At 37.5% G+C, this 17,124-nt stretch carries 15 protein-coding genes and 1 pseudogene; 4 read left to right on the forward strand and 12 right to left on the reverse strand.

Translation table 11 applies throughout. From position 1 onward, the window contains the following. Window positions 1-49: 49 nt before the first annotated feature. Together RGF10_RS19530 and RGF10_RS19535 are read left to right on the forward strand one after the other, a co-directional pair. On the forward strand, window positions 50-457 hold the full coding sequence (locus tag RGF10_RS19530) for a globin domain-containing protein (protein WP_318505079.1): 408 nt from the start codon (window positions 50-52) through the stop codon (window positions 455-457). Continuing rightward, complete coding sequence (locus RGF10_RS19535; protein ID WP_318505080.1) at window positions 454-1,335, forward strand: ClpXP adapter SpxH family protein; 882 nt, start codon at window positions 454-456, stop codon at window positions 1,333-1,335. Before RGF10_RS19530 ends, RGF10_RS19535 begins: the two co-directional genes overlap by 4 nt. A gap of 706 nt (window positions 1,336-2,041) precedes the next feature. Here the strand turns inward: RGF10_RS19535 and pepF are convergent. From pepF to spxA, 4 genes and pseudogenes are all read right to left on the reverse strand, one after another. Beyond that, window positions 2,042-3,866 (reverse strand): annotated as a pseudogene (gene pepF, locus RGF10_RS19545) (oligoendopeptidase F). Window positions 3,867-3,980: 114 nt separating this feature from the next. Next, window positions 3,981-5,192 (reverse strand): competence protein CoiA, encoded by a 1,212-nt coding sequence (locus RGF10_RS19550; protein WP_318505081.1) that lies wholly within the window; start codon window positions 5,190-5,192, stop codon window positions 3,981-3,983. 295 nt (window positions 5,193-5,487) lie between these two features. Then, window positions 5,488-6,156, reverse strand: a complete 669-nt coding sequence (gene mecA / locus RGF10_RS19555; protein ID WP_318509599.1) for an adaptor protein MecA — start codon at window positions 6,154-6,156, stop codon at window positions 5,488-5,490. A 350-nt stretch (window positions 6,157-6,506) separates the two neighbouring features. Beyond that, window positions 6,507-6,902 carry a transcriptional regulator SpxA gene (spxA, locus tag RGF10_RS19560; protein WP_318505082.1) on the reverse strand — a complete coding sequence of 132 codons (396 nt, stop codon included), beginning with the start codon at window positions 6,900-6,902 and terminating at the stop codon, window positions 6,507-6,509. A gap of 626 nt (window positions 6,903-7,528) precedes the next feature. Here spxA and RGF10_RS19565 point away from each other — a divergent pair. Continuing rightward, the gene (locus tag RGF10_RS19565) at window positions 7,529-7,714 is read left to right on the forward strand and encodes a hypothetical protein (RefSeq protein WP_318505083.1); all 186 of its coding nucleotides are present in this window, start codon (window positions 7,529-7,531) and stop codon (window positions 7,712-7,714) included. Between the two features lie 66 nt (window positions 7,715-7,780). Here the strand turns inward: RGF10_RS19565 and RGF10_RS19570 are convergent, their stop codons facing one another. The 5 genes from RGF10_RS19570 to RGF10_RS19590 all read right to left on the reverse strand — a co-directional run bounded on the left by RGF10_RS19570 (window position 7,781) and on the right by RGF10_RS19590 (window position 13,365). Next, window positions 7,781-8,716 (reverse strand): ABC transporter ATP-binding protein, encoded by a 936-nt coding sequence (locus RGF10_RS19570; protein ID WP_318505084.1) that lies wholly within the window; start codon window positions 8,714-8,716, stop codon window positions 7,781-7,783. Between the two features lie 4 nt (window positions 8,717-8,720). Beyond that, window positions 8,721-9,785, reverse strand: coding sequence for an ABC transporter ATP-binding protein (locus tag RGF10_RS19575; RefSeq protein WP_318505085.1), 1,065 nt, complete (start codon window positions 9,783-9,785; stop codon window positions 8,721-8,723). 10 nt (window positions 9,786-9,795) lie between these two features. Continuing rightward, complete coding sequence (locus RGF10_RS19580) at window positions 9,796-10,710, reverse strand: ABC transporter permease (RefSeq protein WP_318505086.1); 915 nt, start codon at window positions 10,708-10,710, stop codon at window positions 9,796-9,798. Beyond that, window positions 10,711-11,646, reverse strand: coding sequence for an ABC transporter permease (locus tag RGF10_RS19585; protein ID WP_318505087.1), 936 nt, complete (start codon window positions 11,644-11,646; stop codon window positions 10,711-10,713). 81 nt (window positions 11,647-11,727) lie between these two features. Next, window positions 11,728-13,365, reverse strand: a complete 1,638-nt coding sequence (locus RGF10_RS19590; RefSeq protein ID WP_318505088.1) for a peptide ABC transporter substrate-binding protein — start codon at window positions 13,363-13,365, stop codon at window positions 11,728-11,730. Between the two features lie 712 nt (window positions 13,366-14,077). Between RGF10_RS19590 and trpS the strand changes: the two genes are divergently transcribed. Next, on the forward strand, window positions 14,078-15,067 hold the full coding sequence (gene trpS / locus RGF10_RS19595) for a tryptophan--tRNA ligase (protein WP_318505089.1): 990 nt from the start codon (window positions 14,078-14,080) through the stop codon (window positions 15,065-15,067). A 59-nt stretch (window positions 15,068-15,126) separates the two neighbouring features. Here the strand turns inward: trpS and RGF10_RS19600 are convergent, their stop codons facing one another. The 3 genes from RGF10_RS19600 to RGF10_RS19610 form a co-directional block, all read right to left on the reverse strand. Then, entirely contained in the window at window positions 15,127-15,873 is a 747-nt protein-coding gene (locus RGF10_RS19600; RefSeq protein ID WP_318505090.1) for a YjbA family protein, read from the reverse strand. A gap of 77 nt (window positions 15,874-15,950) precedes the next feature. Further along, window positions 15,951-16,214, reverse strand: coding sequence for a YuzI family membrane protein (locus RGF10_RS19605; protein ID WP_412176645.1), 264 nt, complete (start codon window positions 16,212-16,214; stop codon window positions 15,951-15,953). A gap of 88 nt (window positions 16,215-16,302) precedes the next feature. Then, entirely contained in the window at window positions 16,303-17,112 is an 810-nt protein-coding gene (locus RGF10_RS19610) for a DUF2268 domain-containing putative Zn-dependent protease (RefSeq protein WP_318505091.1), read from the reverse strand. Window positions 17,113-17,124: the final 12 nt, after the last annotated feature.

Raw genomic sequence — 17,124 nt, forward strand, 5'->3', positions numbered from 1 at the left:
CGTTGCTACAATATAGGAAATAAAAACTAGGTAAAGGAGCCCTGCTAATATGGTCGAAAAATATCCTACACCATTTGAGGCTATCGGTGAAGAAACATTACACCAATTGATTGACGCTTTCTATCGCCGGGTCGGAAAGCACCCGGAGTTGGCACCGATATTTCCTAATGACCTAACGGAAACAGCGAGAAAACAAAAGCAATTCCAAACTCAATATCTAGGTGGTCCCTCTATTTATACCGATGAGCACGGACATCCGATGATGCGCGCTCGCCATTTACCGTTTGAAATTACCCCAACACGAGCAAAGGCATGGCTCGCTTGTATGGCTGAAGCAATGGATGAAGTGGGCTTAGATGGACCAATTCGTCAGGAATATTATTCTCGGCTCGTGTTAACTGCACAACATATGATCAATACACCAGACTCTGATAGTACGAAAGGTGAAAAAATGTGAACGAACAAGGTCCATTCCATAAAAAACACGTTTCTTCTCACTTTTGTTTAAATGGCGAGAAGAAGCCAATCGAGATCTATATGTTTGTTGACCCCCTAAGTCCCGAGTGCTGGGCCCTTGAGCCTATTACTAAAAAACTGCAAATTGAATACGGAAGATACTTCTCTATTAAGCATGTTTTAAGTGGTCGGTTAGCAACCTTAAATTTAGGGAAAAAGAGAAATAACCAAACAATAGCTGATCTTTGGGAAAAAACCGCGAGTCGGTCAGGAATGTCTTGTGACGGAAGTCTATGGCTTGAAAACCCCATTTCCTCACCCTACTTAACCTCTATCGCAATAAAAGCGGCAGAATTGCAAGGGCGGAAATATGGGATGCGATATTTACGAAAGATTCAAGAATTATTATTTTTAGAGAAACAAGACGTTTCCGACTTTTCGGTCCTGATCCAATGCGCCAATAGCGTAAAATTAGATGTAGACGAGTTTGTGAACGATATTCACTCCGATATTGCATCAAAAGCGTTTCAATGTGATTTAAAAATCATGGCGGAAATGGATGTTCAGGAAATCCCCACTCTCGTTTTCTTTAATGAAAACATCGAAGAAGAAGGCATCAAAATAACAGGCTATTACCCGTATGAAATTTATGTCCAAATTCTAGAAGAGATGCTTCAGCATAAACCTTTGCCAGCGGCCCCACCTTCCTTAGAAAGCTTCGTACGTTATTTTAAACTCGTTGCAGCAAAAGAAATTGCTGTCGTCTACAATATGACTTTATTAGAAGTCAATCGAGAAATGAAAAAGATGCAGTTAAAGCAGATCGTTGAGCAAGTTCCAGCAAAATACGGAATTTTTTGGAGAGCAATTGAAGAATAAGGGAAAGTATTTTAGCTTTCTCTTTTTAAAAATTGGATTTTTAGGTAGAAAAAAACCTTGCAGTCTTGGGCTGCAAGGTTTTTTCTGTTATTTTACGAACAAAGGGGATGGGAGAAATTTTTCACGGTCAAACAAAGGGGTATATGTTTGCTTGTGATCAACTTCACGGTAAAAATATACCACGTTATTTACACTATCCGCAATAAGTCTGTGTTTCAATTCACAAGATTGTCAAAATGACCCTGCATATTTTCGACACATTTTGCAGAATGAGGTGGTGTTGCGTTGCATATAATTTCGAAGAAGCATGTTTTAACACTACTTTAAGTAGGTGAATCAAGATTGAAAAACTTTAAACTCCCTCTGCTAATTTTACTTTTCATCGTTGCATTTTGCTACAATTTATTAGGCCTGTTATACCTTGTGCCTATTTATATTACTTCGCCAATCCTGTTCATTGTCCTGTTTATTCTGCTAAGCAAACTCAATGATCGGAAAAAATTCAAAGGCTTTTAAAGAAAACTCGCCGGTTGGCGAGCCTGTAAGGCGAAGACAGAGGCGTAGTTGCACTTATACTTTATTCCTAAAATTTTCACCTACGTCGCATAAGCAGCTCTGTTGAAAATTTATACTCTCTAAAGTGAAAGAAAGGGATGAACGACTTCTTCAATCGCCATCCCTTTTCCGTACTCTTATTCTATCCGTTCTAGCGTTTCAACAATAAACTCTCCATTTCATTTAGCTTCTCCTCGAACACCTTACACGCATCGGCGATTGGCTGTTTGCTAGTCATATCGACACCCGCCTTCTTCAATACTTCAATTGGATAATCAGAGCTTCCTGATTTTAAGAAGTCGATATAGCGTTTTACAGCCGGCTCACCCTCATCAAGTATTTGTTTTGAGAGTGCCGTAGCGGCACTAAAGCCAGTTGCATATTGGTAAACATAATAATTGTAATAAAAATGTGGAATTCTTGCCCACTCTAAGCCGATTTCCTCATCAATGACCATGGTATCTTCACCAAAATATTTTTTGTTTAAGGTGTAGTATTCCTTCGTTAATAAGTCGGCTGTTATCGGCTCCCCGTTTTGGGCCTTTTGGTGGATTAGATGCTCAAATTCAGCGAACATTGTTTGGCGGAAAACAGTTCCTCTAAAGCCCTCTAAATAATGATTTAGCAGATATAAGCGTTTTTCTTCATCTTCAGTTGTTTTAATTAAATAATCATTTAACAATGCTTCGTTACATGTAGACGCAACCTCTGCGACAAAGATGGAATAACTTCCATACGGATAGGGTTGCGTTTTTCTAGTGTAATAGCTATGAACAGAGTGACCAAATTCATGAGCAAGTGTAAATAAATTATTAACGTTGTCCTGCCAGTTCATTAAAATATACGGATTTGTTCCATAAGTGCCAGAGGAATAGGCGCCACTGCGCTTGCCAATATTTTCATGAACATCGACCCAACGGTTGTCGAAGCCCTCTTTTAATACATTCAAATAATCCTCACCTAATGGCGCCAAGCCCTTTAAAATCAGTTCCTTTGCCTCATTATAGGGGATTTCCATTTTTACATTTTTCACTAATGGTGTAAAAAGGTCATACATATGCAATTCCTCTACACCCAATACTTCCTTGCGGAGCTTAATGTATCGGTGTAACAACGGGAGATGCTCAGTGATTGTTTCCACTAAATTCTCGTAAACTGATTCCTGGAATGTTATTGCCTGCTAATGCTGCATGACGAGCCGATGTATATTTTCGGACACGGGCATTAAAATTATCATTTTTAACGTTTCCAGCTAGTGTACTAGCGAACGTGTTTTGGAATTTTCCATATGTGCTGTAGACTGATTTAAAGGCATCCTCGCGAACCCGTCTGTCTCCACTTTCTAAAAAGCGAATATAGCGACCATGGGTTACTTCTACTTCTTCACCATTTTCATCTTTAATATTGGGGAATTTAAGATCCGCATTATTTAAAATGCCAAACGTGGTGCTAGACGCATTTAAAACCTCACCCGCTTCTGCCAACAATGCCTCCTGTTCAGCAGAAAGAACATGTGGACGCTGCAAATTTATTTCAGCTAAAGCATGCTCATACAGCTTCAATTCAGGCTTCTCTGCTAAAAAGCCATTTACCTTATCTTCAGGGATCGATAAGATTTCTGGAACGATATAGGCAAGTGCACTCCCTGCTTGAGAATACAAATTTTTTATGCGGTCATCGAGTCCTTGATAGTAAGAGTTTGTTGTATCTTGATCATAGCGCATATGGGCATATGTGTATAATTTGCTTAAACGCTCCAAAAGACCATCCTGTAAGGACAATGCCTTGTATAGCGTGTCAGAACTTTCATGAAGCTTCCCAACAAATTCCTTCACACCTGGAATAAGGTTCTTAACCTCATCAAACTCCTTGTCCCATTCTTCGTCAGAAGCAAAGATCTCTTCTAGTCGCCATGTATCTTCAACCGGGATGTCTTTACGTGCTGGTAGTCCTTTTGTTTTTGTGTCTTGTTCCATTAGATTACCTCCATTCACCATTTCGTCTTCCGAATTGCCTTACCCTTCTTATTCGATTTCCTTTTTTGTTTTCCTTCTAGCCACAAGAAATACTCGTATTTATTGTATGTTTTTTCAAGGAAAATCATTATCAGAATGCAAAAAATGGAGTGTGGATTTGTTTTGTTGGAAGAAACTCTGTTCTCTTTGCGTCTGCTCCATCATATTTGTAGCGACTTCAAGCCTCCGATTCACAAGAAAAGTAGTCGGATTCATCTCTGTTAAATAGCCACAATCCTTTAATACACATAAATATTCACGCACAGCATTCAATCCATCCCCCACTATTAATGGCAGTTTTCTAATCGATATCTGTTTTTTCCATACTCTCCTGTTAAAGGCTTGCTCAATAAATGCATAGGAAATCAATTCACCCGGTTTACGACGCAGAAAGCAATCCAAGTAAAGATAGCCTTGCCAAATCGCTGGAGGTGTCCTAATAAAGAGGCTATTTGCTAAAGGAAGGCCAACTTCAGGGGGCAAATAAGAAAGATGCAGATGTCTGTAATAGAGCTCTTTTAAAAATGGATCATGATAGTTTTTTGGGGTTAGAGAATAATTTTGCTTAAAGCGCGAGATTTCTCTATGCCATGTATCAATTGATGGAGATTGAATCGAATGTGGGTTTATAAGATCTAGTAGAATGAGGCTTTGAAGCGGTCTAACTGTGAATGAGGCCATTGCTTTCCGGGTGCTAATCGGATATATTTTTTGCATTAAGATGAATTGGTTCGAATGTGGGCAATAGTAGAATAAATTTGAGTGGTTGTTAGGAGAGCGAATACAAAGAAATTGAAAGTCAGAAAGGTTAACCAGCCGAGAGCTTTTACGAGAAAAGAATTCTCCTCCTAAAATCCAAATCGGCGTGTACTGGTGTTCAAGATAATTCTTTGTTCTGTTCATAAATACTTCATCAGGAATAACAGAGCATTGGTACTCGATCACATATCGTCTGTTTTCGAAAGTAAAGCGTATATCGGGTCTTTGCCGAATGTCTCTATCAAAGTATTCAAGTTCAGGCTCTAAGCCTTGCATCTTTAACCATAAATACAGCTTTTGTTTACCTGATAGATGATAGGCTGTTTCATTTTCGTATTGCTCACAACAACTGCTCCCACTTTTATGGGCAAAATGAGTGATTTTCTTTGTGCCTATTTTTAAGACGAGCTTTTCCTTACAGTTTGGACAATAAAACGTTTCTTTCTCCCGTAAAGCTTTAAATGGTGCGTTTAATGGAAAATCTGCTAAGCAAATAAGACGGCCATCTTCTTTAAGTGCAGTCAGCAATGGGTCGTCCTCCTTTCGTAAAGATTTATTTCGACAGCATCAAACAAAACTCCTTTTTCAATGGCTGCGTAAAATTAGAGTGTTGATTTCCGCTCCAGGTGCTTCGCTTTCCGCGGGGCGGGCGGTGAGCCTCCTCGTCGCTAACGCTCCTGCGGGGTCTCACCTGTCCCGCTGCTCCCGCAGGAGTCTTCGCACCTTCCACTCCAATCAACCTGTACCACAAACAACAATGAGCTTTAACACAGCCTTTTCAATAAAAAAACCGATTTCATGATTTCTGAAATCGGTTCTTTATTTAGGTAAAGTGCTTTCGTAATGTTTGGAATACATTCTCTCCAATAATAAGATTACCGTATTCTTCAACACGATGAATCGTTAAGGCCGACTCGTGTGAATATTCTAGAAGGATACTTAGGAAATCATCAATTTCCTCTTCTTCAAACTCTTCTTCTGGAAATTCAACAAACAAGTAATATTTATTTTCAAAAGAATAAAGCTTTGTTAGTAAACTATCTAACCCAGGTCGTTTGGATAGCGCTATGCAATCCTCGAAATCAGCGAAAGCTAATAAAAACTCTAGATTATCTTCCACCAGTTCAATTTGGTCTTGTTCGTTACGTGGATTAAAATGGTGATCAAGCATTTCCTCGATGCGTTCATCAACAGGGAAGTCCTTGGTTTTCTCATCAGGAACAGGCAATTCAAATTTTTGTCCATCCTTAGAAAGCTGAGCCTTTGTCACTAAAACCTCAAGCCCTTTTTCTAATGCTTGCACCTGAATCCACAGCGGACCTTCGACACTAAATTCTTCTTCCTGATGAACCTCATCCATCATTTCCCAGAAAAGTTCTTCACTTCGCTCACGATTATACCAAATTTCTTCACGATCGAAGCCTCTTTCCTCTATATCACCATAAGAAATATAAAATTTAACAGTATGCTCGTTTATACGTTCAATTTCCATCATAACAACTCTCCCTTCTTATAAAGGAATGAAGGGAATCAATACCCCCATAAAACGATTACGCACCATTCCCCCCTTTTTACTAAAGGTGATACAACAATCGTTTATTATCGAACTAATGATTCTACCTTGTACTTATATTTTATGATAAAAACAAAAATTAGGGAAACAAAAACTAACGCTTCTGAAAAACCATTATTAGCCTATTTTCCTAGGGATATTCCTTATATAGTAACAAAAAAATATCGTAATCACAATTGATAAACACTTACGTAAAAAAATATTCTCGGTAATTGTATAAACTTTTTGAAAAGATGACAAAAGAGGCTAACAATGTCAGCCTCTTCTCACTAATTTACAAGACGTTGTGCCTCACGTAATTGGAATGTCCGAACTTTTCTTGGTAGGAAGCGTCGAATTTCATCTTCGTTATAACCAACTTGAAGGCGCTTCTCATCGATAATAATTGGACGGCGCAATAGCCCAGGGTTCTCTTTAATTAATTCAAACAAGTCCTGTAATGGCATATTTTCAACATTTACATTAAGCTTTTGAAATGTTTTTGATCTTGTCGAGATAATTTCATCTGTACCATCCTCAGTCATCCGTAGGATTTCCTTAATCTCATCGATTGACAAAGGTTCTGAAAAGATATTTCTTTCCCTGTAAGGGATTTCGTGTTCTTCTAACCATGCTTTTGCTTTTCTACATGATGTACAACTTGGTGAAGTGTATAATGTAACCATACAAATTCACACTCCCTTTACTAGACATATATTTATATTCCTATTTGTAAGTTTTTAATAATTTATATCGAATCCCAAATAAAAATTAATTTAAATAAGAAATTTATATTTCAAATTATACACCAATCACCTCGAAATTGATACCCCTTTTTAGAAATTCCTTGCTGAGTACCCGGATAAATGTTTTCAATAGTAAATACGTAATATTCACTAAAAAGTTTCACTCTTTTCCACTTTTTTTTAAAATTAAAATGATATTTGTCATAGACTCTTTCTCTGTTTTTCCGAGTTATTTCGACATATTTTTATTATTGGTAATAATTTCTCTTATTGAGTCCTCCAATAATTGGCTCAAATACCCTATTTTATTCTCAATTAGCAAAAATCACTGAAAATGAAACAACAATTTTTCCTTAATTTAGGGCTGTTTTAATTGTCTGTTGATTTCAACGCAGCTACTCCAATCAATACATTACTCATAAATCAACATCGCTTATTAACATAATCTAATAAAAATAATAATGTTTTGCGCTTTCTTTCTTTTCTCACTTATTTTAAAATAATGTAAAGGGGTAATTTGTTATCATCACGACTAAACTTAACATATGAAAAAATGGGGGTTTATCATGGTAGAATACATAATAGATTTCGCAACCGTTTCCTTACTGATCATTGGTATTACAGCAATGATGGGAGCCTTGACAAATGGGATAGGCGCGGGTCTGTTCGGTGGCAAGAAAAGATCAGAATTCGTTGATCAATCAGCAAAAGTTCAAGTCGGCTGGAAGCAGGTCGGAGGAAAAAGTAAATAAAGAGGTAGGTATCTACTAACTTCATAAGTTATAAAAAAACGATCTCAGGTAATGAGATCGTTTTTATTATTCCTTGTAGTTTGCTTGATATTTAACAAATTCTTGTTCCGAACAGTATACAAAATGACCAGGACGTACCTCGCGCATTTCTACTTTTTCATTTTCACCATAATTATGAACCTTGACATCATAGGAATGTCTGCGACGAGTTTGTTCCGTTTCCGGATCCGGTAATGGAATCGCTGATAGTAATGATTGTGTATATGGATGAAGCGGATTTTTGTAGAGAACATCTGCCGGAGCTAATTCCACTAGTTTTCCGAAATACATAACCCCGATGCGATCACTGATGTATTTTACCATTGAAAGATCATGAGCAATAAACAAATAAGTCAATCCCTTTTCCCGTTGAAGCTTTTTCATTAGGTTGACTACTTGCGCTTGAATCGATACATCCAATGCCGAAATAGGCTCGTCGGCAATGATAAATTCCGGCTGGACAGCAAGTGCTCTCGCTATTCCGATTCGCTGTCTTTGTCCACCAGAGAATTCATGTGGATAGCGGTTTGCATGTTCCTTATTTAATCCAACAGTTTCCAACAGCTCATAAACTCGCGCCATTCGTTCCTGCTTGCTGTTTGCTAAACCATGAATATCTATCCCCTCAGCGATGATATCAGTCACGGTCATCCGTGGGTTAAGGGATGCATACGGATCCTGGAAAATCATTTGCATTTTTCGATTAAAAATTTTCAATTCTTTCTTTGATTTTTTCCCATGAACATCTTGTCCATTAAATAAAACCTGGCCATCTGTTGCATTGTATAAACGGATGATTGAGCGTCCAGTTGTAGATTTTCCACAGCCTGATTCCCCAACAAGACCCAAAGTTTCCCCTTTATAAATATCAAAAGAAACATCATCAACCGCTTTTACCATATTTGGTTTTCCTATATTAAAGTATTGCTTAAGATTTTTGATTTCAACTAATTTTTCTGACATTTTATTACCCCTCCCCCACCATAATTGGTTTTTCAAAATTCGAGGACATCGGGCGAATTTTACTTTTCACTGCAGCAGGTGGTTCTACTTTTGGTGCATCTGGATGAAGAAGCCAAGTTTTAACGAAATGAGTCTCTGATACTTGGAACATCGGCGGTTCCTTTTCAAAATCGATTGCTAACGCATAAGGATTTCTTGCTGCAAAAGCATCACCCTTTGGTGGGTTGGTTAAATCAGGTGGCGTTCCTGGGATTGCCGCAAGCTCTGTATTATCATCATTTTCGAGACTAGGCATCGATGCTAAAAGACCCCAAGTATATGGATGGCGTGGGTCATAAAAAATCTCGTCAACCGTGCCAATTTCGATAATTTGACCTGCGTACATAACAGCAACACGATCCGCAACGTTTGCCACTACACCAAGATCATGCGTAATAAAAATAATTGAGGTATCCATTTTATTTTGCAGATCATTCATTAATTCTAATATTTGTGCTTGAATGGTAACATCAAGTGCTGTCGTAGGTTCATCAGCAATTAATAACTTGGGATTTGCTGCCAATGCAATGGCGATCATCGCACGCTGTCTCATTCCCCCAGAAAATTCATGCGGATATTGATTTACTCTTTTCCCTGGCATCGGAATTCCAACCAATTTAAGGAGTTCAATTGCCCGTTCCTTCGCTTGATTCCCACCCATATTTTGATGCTTGATTAAGACCTCCATAATTTGCCGTCCAACCTTCATCGTTGGATTCAAAGATGTCATCGGATCTTGGAAGATCATGCTAATTTCCTTACCACGAACCTTTTCCATTTCTTTATCGGTTTTGGGCACAATATCTTCTCCGTTGAAGAGGATACGTCCCCCTGTTATTTTTCCTGGTGGCATAGGAATTAACTTCATTAGTGATTGCGCTGTAACACTTTTACCTGATCCTGATTCACCAACAATCGCTAACGTTTCACCTTTATACACATCAAAGGAAACGCCTCGTACAGCTTGAACTTCTCCCCCATACGTATGGAATGAGATGTTTAAATCCTTGACTTCCAATAATTTTTCCATGTTCTCACTCCTATTTACGTAGTCGTGGGTCTAGAGCATCTCTTAAACCATCGCCAATTACATTAAATGCAAAAATCGTTAAGCAAATAAACGTCGCAGGGAAAAGTAATCTCCATGGATAATACTTCAATGCGGGAAGGGCATCGGATGCCATGGTTCCCCAGCTCGCTAACGGTGGTGTTAAACCTAATCCTAGAAAACTCAAGAAAGCTTCAGTAAAAATAGCAGATGGAATCGTTAATGTCATGGTAACTAAAATTGGCCCCATTGAGTTTGGAATTAGATGTTTGCTCATGATTCTAGACGTACCTGATCCGAGAGTACGAGCAGCTAACACATATTCTTGATTCTTTAAGGAAAGAACTTGGCCTCGAACAATCCGGGACATATTTACCCAGCCCGTTATCGACATCGCCAATATCATCGTGCTTACACTTGCTCCAAGGACAACCATTAATAAAATTACAAGTAATAAATAAGGAATACCATATAATACATCGGCAGTACGCATCATAAATTCGTCAACTCGTCCGCCTTTATAGCCTGCAATTCCACCCCAAAGGACACCAATCGTTAAGTCAACGATGGCAGCAGCAATTCCAATAAAGATAGAAATTCGAGCACCTTCCCAAGTACGCGTAAATACGTCGCGTCCCAAATCATCCGTTCCAAACCAATGATCAAATGATGGAGGTTGGTTCTTATTGGCTAGATCATTTGTTGCATAATCATAACCTGTCATATATGGTCCAAAGATTGCCATAAAAATTAGAATCAAGAGTAAGACGACCCCTACCATGGCAAGCTTGTTTTTCCGAAATCTGTGTACGACATCTTTCCAAAATGAAAGACTTGGCTTTGAAATTTTCTCCGCTTCAATTCCTTTATTGCCTACAACTTTAAATAACTGTTTTGATTCCATCATCTACTCTCCCTTCTTCCCGCCAGCCAATTTAATGCGAGGGTCTATAAGTCCATACGCAATGTCTACGAGAAGAATACATAAAAGCAGGATAATACTATAAAAAGAAGTAATTCCCATAATTACGGTATAATCTCGATTTTGAATACTCGTAACAAAATGTGAGCCTAGACCAGGTATACCAAATATTTGCTCAATCACAAAACTCCCGGTAATAATACCAGCAGAGAGCGGTCCCATATAGGAAACAACCGGTAGCATTGCATTTCTAATGGTATGCTTCATTGTGATAACACCTTTACTTAATCCTTTTGACTTCGCTGTTTTTATATAATCATTTGCTAATACTTCAAGCATCGATGATCGGGTAAGACGGGCGATATAAGCCATCGGCGAAGCAGCAAGAGCCAAGGCTGGCAGCACACTGTGCATTGGTGTTTCCCATAAGGCAACAGGAAATATTCCCATTTTTATCGCCAAGAAATATTGCAATAAAGTTGCAAGAATAAATGAGGGCATTGAAATACCAAATACTGCTACAACCATCGCACTATAATCGGGCCATTTATTGTGGTTTAATGCTGCAATAACCCCTAATAATACACCGATTGCTAAAGCAATAAGAATCGCTTCTACTCCTAATGTTAACGAAACAGGGAAACCACTATTTATTAAATCATTGACTGTTTGACTTTTATATTTAAAAGATGGGCCGAAATCCCATTTAGAAATTTTCACCAAGTATTCCCAATACTGAACATACCATGGCTCATTTAGTCCATAAAAAGCATTAAGATTTGCTTCGATTTCAGGAGGAAGCCTTTTTTCAGATGTAAAAGGATTTCCTGGTGCCATACGCATGAAGAAAAAAGTAGCTGTTATAATAAGCCATAGTGATAACAGCATATATAAAAGCCGCTTTCCTATATAATTAACCAAAATCAAACACCTCCAACTTTTTAGCATAACAAGAAAATGAAGGTATATGGAAAAAAACCATATACCTTACATCTGAAATGTTTATTTAAAGTATGCCCATTTAAATTGAACATCACCTAGTCCAGAAACGGCAACATCCTTTAAGTTTTCATCTTGAACCCAGTTATTTGTGTAGAAGTAAATTGGAATAACAGCCATGTCATCCATAAATACTTTTTCTGCTTCTTTTAAAATATCTTGACGTTTTTCAGCGTCCGTCTCTGTAGCAGATTGATCTAACAACTGTTGGAATTCTTTACTTTCCCAACCGGTGTCATTATTTCCGCCATCTTTTGAATAGTAAAGCTCTAGGAAGTTAATTGCATCGTTGAAGTCACCTAACCAACCCATACGAGCGATGTTGTAATCAAGCGCTTGAACTTTTTCAATATAAACTTTCCACTCGGAGTTATCTAATGTCACTTCAACTCCTAAGTTTTTCTTCCACATATCTTGAATAGCTTGGGCAATTTTTTGATGTCCATCATCAGTGTTAAAGGAAAGGCCAATAGCTGGTAATTCAGAAACATCCTTGTAACCAAGCTCTTCTAAACCTTTTTGTAAATATTCTTTTGCTTTTTTCACATCATTATCTTTAAAATAACCTTTTTCATTTTCCGGGAACATCGTTGGAGGAACAATTGCCATCGCTGGTAATTGACCACCTTGTGCAACATTGTCAATAAGTTCTTGACGATTGATTGCTAAAGCAAAAGCTTTACGGATGTTTACATTATTGAATGGCTCTGCAGTAGTATTTAATTTGTAATTATAAATACCTGCAATTGATTCTGTATGAAGAGAGCCATCTTTCTTTAGAGCAGGTAGTGCATCTTGAGGAAGATTACCAGTAGGAGAACCAGCCCAGTCAAGTTCACCGTTGTCAAACATTGAGATTTCTGTATTTGTATCGTTAACCATGATCATTTTGATGCTATTTAGTTTTACTGTATCAGCATCCCAATAATCTTTATTCTTCTCAAGAACAATATTGTCACCATGTTTCCAAGAAGCTAATTTGAATGGTCCATTTGTTGTGTAATTTTCACCAGCATCATTTGCCCAATCTTTATTCGCTTCAGCAATTTTACTATTAACAGGAAGGTACGTATAGAAAGCTGTTAATTCTAAGAAGTATGGAGTTGGATTAGTAAGTGTAACTTCTAATGTTTTTTCATCAATTGCTTTTACTCCTACATCCTCAACTTTACCAGTTCCTTCGTTAAAAGCTTGTCCGCCTTTGAGATAATAAAGCTGATAAGCATAAGCTGATTTGTTAGCAGGATCTAGAGCCCATTTCCAAGCATATTCAAAGTCTTTTGCAATGACTGGGTCTCCATTTGTCCATTTAGCATCATCGCGAATCGTAAATGTATATGTTTTTTGATCATCAGATACTTTAATATCTTCTGCCATAGCGTTTTCCGGCTGATTATCTAAATTAATTCGAGTTAAGCCTTCAAATACTTGACGAAGAACCGTACCAGAAGTTGAATCTTCAGCCAAACCTGGGTTTAGAGAAGGTGGTTCAGTACTAATATTAATTCGGAGATCCTGTTTTGCTTTTTTGTTACCATCTGTGTCCTTAGCTTTATCATCGCCACCGCCACCGCCACAAGCAGTTAAGAACATGCTGAGGAACAATACTAAGCTGAAAAGGAATGCTAGTCTTTTTTTCATGCAATAACCCCCTATTATTTTTGTCAAACGGTACCTCACGATAGCTTCCTGAAAAAACATATGTGTGTCTCAGGTATATTTATATAATAATCTGTCAATTTAAGTTAAAAAATAGACAGAAAAAAATAAGTTTATTTATGTGTAATCATATTTCTATAATCAAGCAGTTTCCCTGCTTTGATGTTCTGAAAAACACATTAATTAATAAACTCATTTTTTACGGTTATACTTGAGATTATACAGTTTTATATAGAAGTTAGACGCTTGGTATGTACCCATTTGTTAGGTTAATTATAAATAGTATGAATAATGTTTGCAAGTAGGAGGTCGAACGACTGATGTCGATAATATACATAAATTTGTGTATAAAAGATGAATTATTGTCATCTATCGACATAAACGATTATTATTCTACTAACATTTTTTGTGTTTTTTTATGTTTTTCGACCAAAAATCTATGATAAAATTTGTCTATACCTTTTTTGATTTTTTTAAAAAAATTGTTATAATTTTAGTATGATGTGTATTGAATAGTCGGCTGGTAAAAAATTGGACCAATCGTCCTTATTCAAAAAAGGATGGTTGGTCTTTTATGTTTAAGGCTTTGTTAAATTTGTTTGTTGATTTCCGCTGCAGGTGCTCCCATCAACTGATTGCTTAAAATTCAACACCATTCTTTAACACAGCCATGTTTAAAAGGAGGAAACACACGATGAAAACAATTTTTTCAGGAATCCAACCGAGTGGAACAATTACGCTTGGCAACTATATTGGTGCGATGAAGCAATTCGTTGAGCTCCAAAATGAATACAATTGTTACTTCTGTATCGTAGACCAACACGCCATAACCGTTCCACAGGATCGATTAGAGCTAAGAAAGAACATTCGAAGCTTAGCTGCTCTATATATTGCATGTGGCATCGATCCCGAGAAAGCAACGCTATTTATCCAATCAGAGGTTCCCGCTCATGCTCAGGCTGGTTGGATGATGCAATGTATCTCCTATATCGGTGAGTTAGAAAGAATGACACAATTTAAGGATAAATCAGCTGGGAAAGACGCGGTATCGGCTGCATTACTTACATACCCACCACTGATGGTCGCAGATATTCTTCTTTATAGCTCTGATCTCGTTCCTGTTGGTGAAGATCAAAAGCAACACATCGAGTTAACAAGAGATTTAGCTGAACGATTTAATAATAAATACAACAACATTTTCACCATTCCAGAAATTCGTTTGCCACAGGTTGGCGCAAGAATCATGTCATTACAAGAGCCAACAAAAAAGATGAGTAAATCGGATCCAAACACGAAAGCAACCATTACATTACTTGATGATCCAAAGCAAATCGAAAAGAAAATCAAGAGCGCTGTAACCGATTCTGAAGGAATTGTAAAATACGATAAAGAGAATAAACCAGGTTTATCGAATCTATTATCGATCTATTCCATTTTTACAAACCGCTCCATTACAGAAATAGAAGAAGCATACGAAGGTAAAGGATATGGTGACTTTAAAGCTGATTTAGCTCAGGTTGTCGTTCGCGAGCTTGAGCCAATCCAACAAAAATATCGTGAATTAATGGAATCGTCCGAGTTAGACGATATCCTAGATCGTGGAGCTGAGAAAGCCAATTTCGTAGCAAATAAAATGCTAAAGAAAATGGAAAATGCAATGGGCCTTGGAAGAAAGAAAAGATAATTGGACAAGCCATTTCTGTTGTAAGGCATAAAAAATTGAGGAGCTGCACTGACAGCTCCTCAATTTACTTTTGGACCATGCTCCATTTCCCATAATTTCTCGAAAAACGGTTGCCCTTTTATGATGTTTTCACAAAATTTATGGTGTTTTGATGACCATCCGTATTTTGTTTCCTCATAAAGCTGTTCCCACGCTTCATTGAACTCAAGCAGTTGAATATCTGCATAAAGCTCCGGCTTCCACTCAGTAAACCAATACCTAATTTCTGCAACATTCTTTGATGAATATAGATGATCCAACGCCATGAAAAGCAATTGCTTTAATTGGCGTTCCTTTCGAGTTAATCCTCTCATTAAATCAGGATCTGGCGATAAAATATGAAATTCCTTGTTACTCTCTTTTTTCGTGAATGAATATGGAATGACATCATGGGATTCAATCATTTCATATACTAATTGCTCTTGTCTTGGTATCAATCTGCTTTTTCTAATTGGAATGGAATAGCCCATCGTATCCACTGCCAAAATTCCTATACCATCCGTAATCACAAAACAATGCTCTAGTTGAATTCGCTCATGATTTTTTCGTAAAAATGCCTTTTGATATACATCTGCTAAAAGCTGCTGTGGAAGGTCAGCCAAGTCATTTTCAATGTAATGAAAAAGAACAGGATCAATTTTTAACAATGGAACTTGATCAAGTAGCTCGACTGCATCATCCTTGCGCCACTCATGGAAATGACAAATATTATAGCCGTTTTCTTCCCCTTCAAACCAGTTCACCCATACATCATGAAGATACAACATGAAATTTACCCCTCACTTCAAGATACTGTTGTTTTCAATCAGTATGGGCAGGCTACAGTTAATTTATTCCTTATTTTCTAACGTTTAGCACCTATTTCAGCGGGAAAATAAATACTAATCCAAATGATAAAAAGACCAATCGGAAAAAGATAACATTCAAGTCTATGGGAAATAAAGCCGAGATACTCCGTAAAGTTGTAGCCAATTGGCAATAAATTCAAATACATAATCGAAGTAGTCCCACCTGATACCGCAATTCCAAAACCAATCAATACCATCAATGCGCGAAACAAAACATCCTTTTCCGTAATATACTCATCCGTTTTTTCAAATAAGGCCAAGGTATCTTACCTCCGGACTTGTCCAATTTTTACAAATATATGATTTAAAATGGAGTTTCATGTAAAAAAAGAGACAAGCATTTATAGCCTAATCGTTGTCTGTCGCATTATCACCCTCAGAAAACTTACCATATAAGAAGTCATGTGCATCAATTGTGAATGATTCACTGTCTGTTAGGTAATTTGTTTTCTTATATGTTTGAACGATTTGGTACCCTACTGCATAACCAAGCATGTTTGGAACACCACGTCCTCCGAACAATAAATGTTCATGCTGAGGTTGATCTTTTTTTAGAGCAAGGTTATTTTTTAAGTATTTTTTCCAGTATTGTTGGAGTTGATTGTCTGAGTATTGACTACACCAAGTTGCTAAGCAATGTTTCCCGCAGTTTTCTTCGACCATAGCTTCCGCAAGTCCTTCAAGGATAATTGAATCTAGTAATGTATACTCCTCTATGGTTTTATCGATATGGTTCAATCGACAAACATGATGGTACTCATGGACGAGAAGTGCTTCGATTTCTGTTTCGTTGAGGTTAGGTGTTAAGAACAAAAACAGCTTATCATGAAAAGAAACGCCTGATTTTTTATTTGAAGGTCGTGCGAATAAACTTGATTGATTAGAGAACGGAAATATATAAATCGGAATATCAGGCCCATTCCATTTTTGTTTGTATTTTGTGAAGCTTTGTTGCACTGTGCTCCAAACATCTTTTTTTTTGAGTTCATTATAGATTTGATGGCTCTGTCGTGACGGGCTGTACATTCCAAACCTTTGGAGGTACTTGTAAAAATGCAGTGGATTGGGGACCTTTTTAGATTTCTTTTTGTGCTCAGATTGCCGTACTTGTTTAACTTCGGCTTGGTATATGTCAGCTGATTTTTCGGATAATAGCAATTTGAATATTTC

Source organism: Bacillus sp. T3, assembly GCF_033449965.1.
Classification (GTDB): Bacteria; Bacillota; Bacilli; order Bacillales; family Cytobacillaceae; genus Bacillus_BU.

What these genes read in the sequence shown, in the direction of transcription:
- RGF10_RS19530 (WP_318505079.1), top strand. Translation starts at nt 50, where the DNA reads ATGGTCGAAAAATATCCTACACCATTTGAGGCTATCGGTGAAGAAACA.
- mecA (WP_318509599.1), bottom strand. Translation starts at nt 6,156, where the DNA reads ATGGAAATTGAACGTATAAACGAGCATACTGTTAAATTTTATATTTCT.
- spxA (WP_318505082.1), bottom strand. Translation starts at nt 6,902, where the DNA reads ATGGTTACATTATACACTTCACCAAGTTGTACATCATGTAGAAAAGCA.
- RGF10_RS19565 (WP_318505083.1), top strand. Translation starts at nt 7,529, where the DNA reads ATGGTAGAATACATAATAGATTTCGCAACCGTTTCCTTACTGATCATT.
- RGF10_RS19570 (WP_318505084.1), bottom strand. Translation starts at nt 8,716, where the DNA reads ATGTCAGAAAAATTAGTTGAAATCAAAAATCTTAAGCAATACTTTAAT.
- RGF10_RS19575 (WP_318505085.1), bottom strand. Translation starts at nt 9,785, where the DNA reads ATGGAAAAATTATTGGAAGTCAAGGATTTAAACATCTCATTCCATACG.
- RGF10_RS19580 (WP_318505086.1), bottom strand. Translation starts at nt 10,710, where the DNA reads ATGATGGAATCAAAACAGTTATTTAAAGTTGTAGGCAATAAAGGAATT.
- RGF10_RS19590 (WP_318505088.1), bottom strand. Translation starts at nt 13,365, where the DNA reads ATGAAAAAAAGACTAGCATTCCTTTTCAGCTTAGTATTGTTCCTCAGC.
- trpS (WP_318505089.1), top strand. Translation starts at nt 14,078, where the DNA reads ATGAAAACAATTTTTTCAGGAATCCAACCGAGTGGAACAATTACGCTT.
- RGF10_RS19600 (WP_318505090.1), bottom strand. Translation starts at nt 15,873, where the DNA reads ATGTTGTATCTTCATGATGTATGGGTGAACTGGTTTGAAGGGGAAGAA.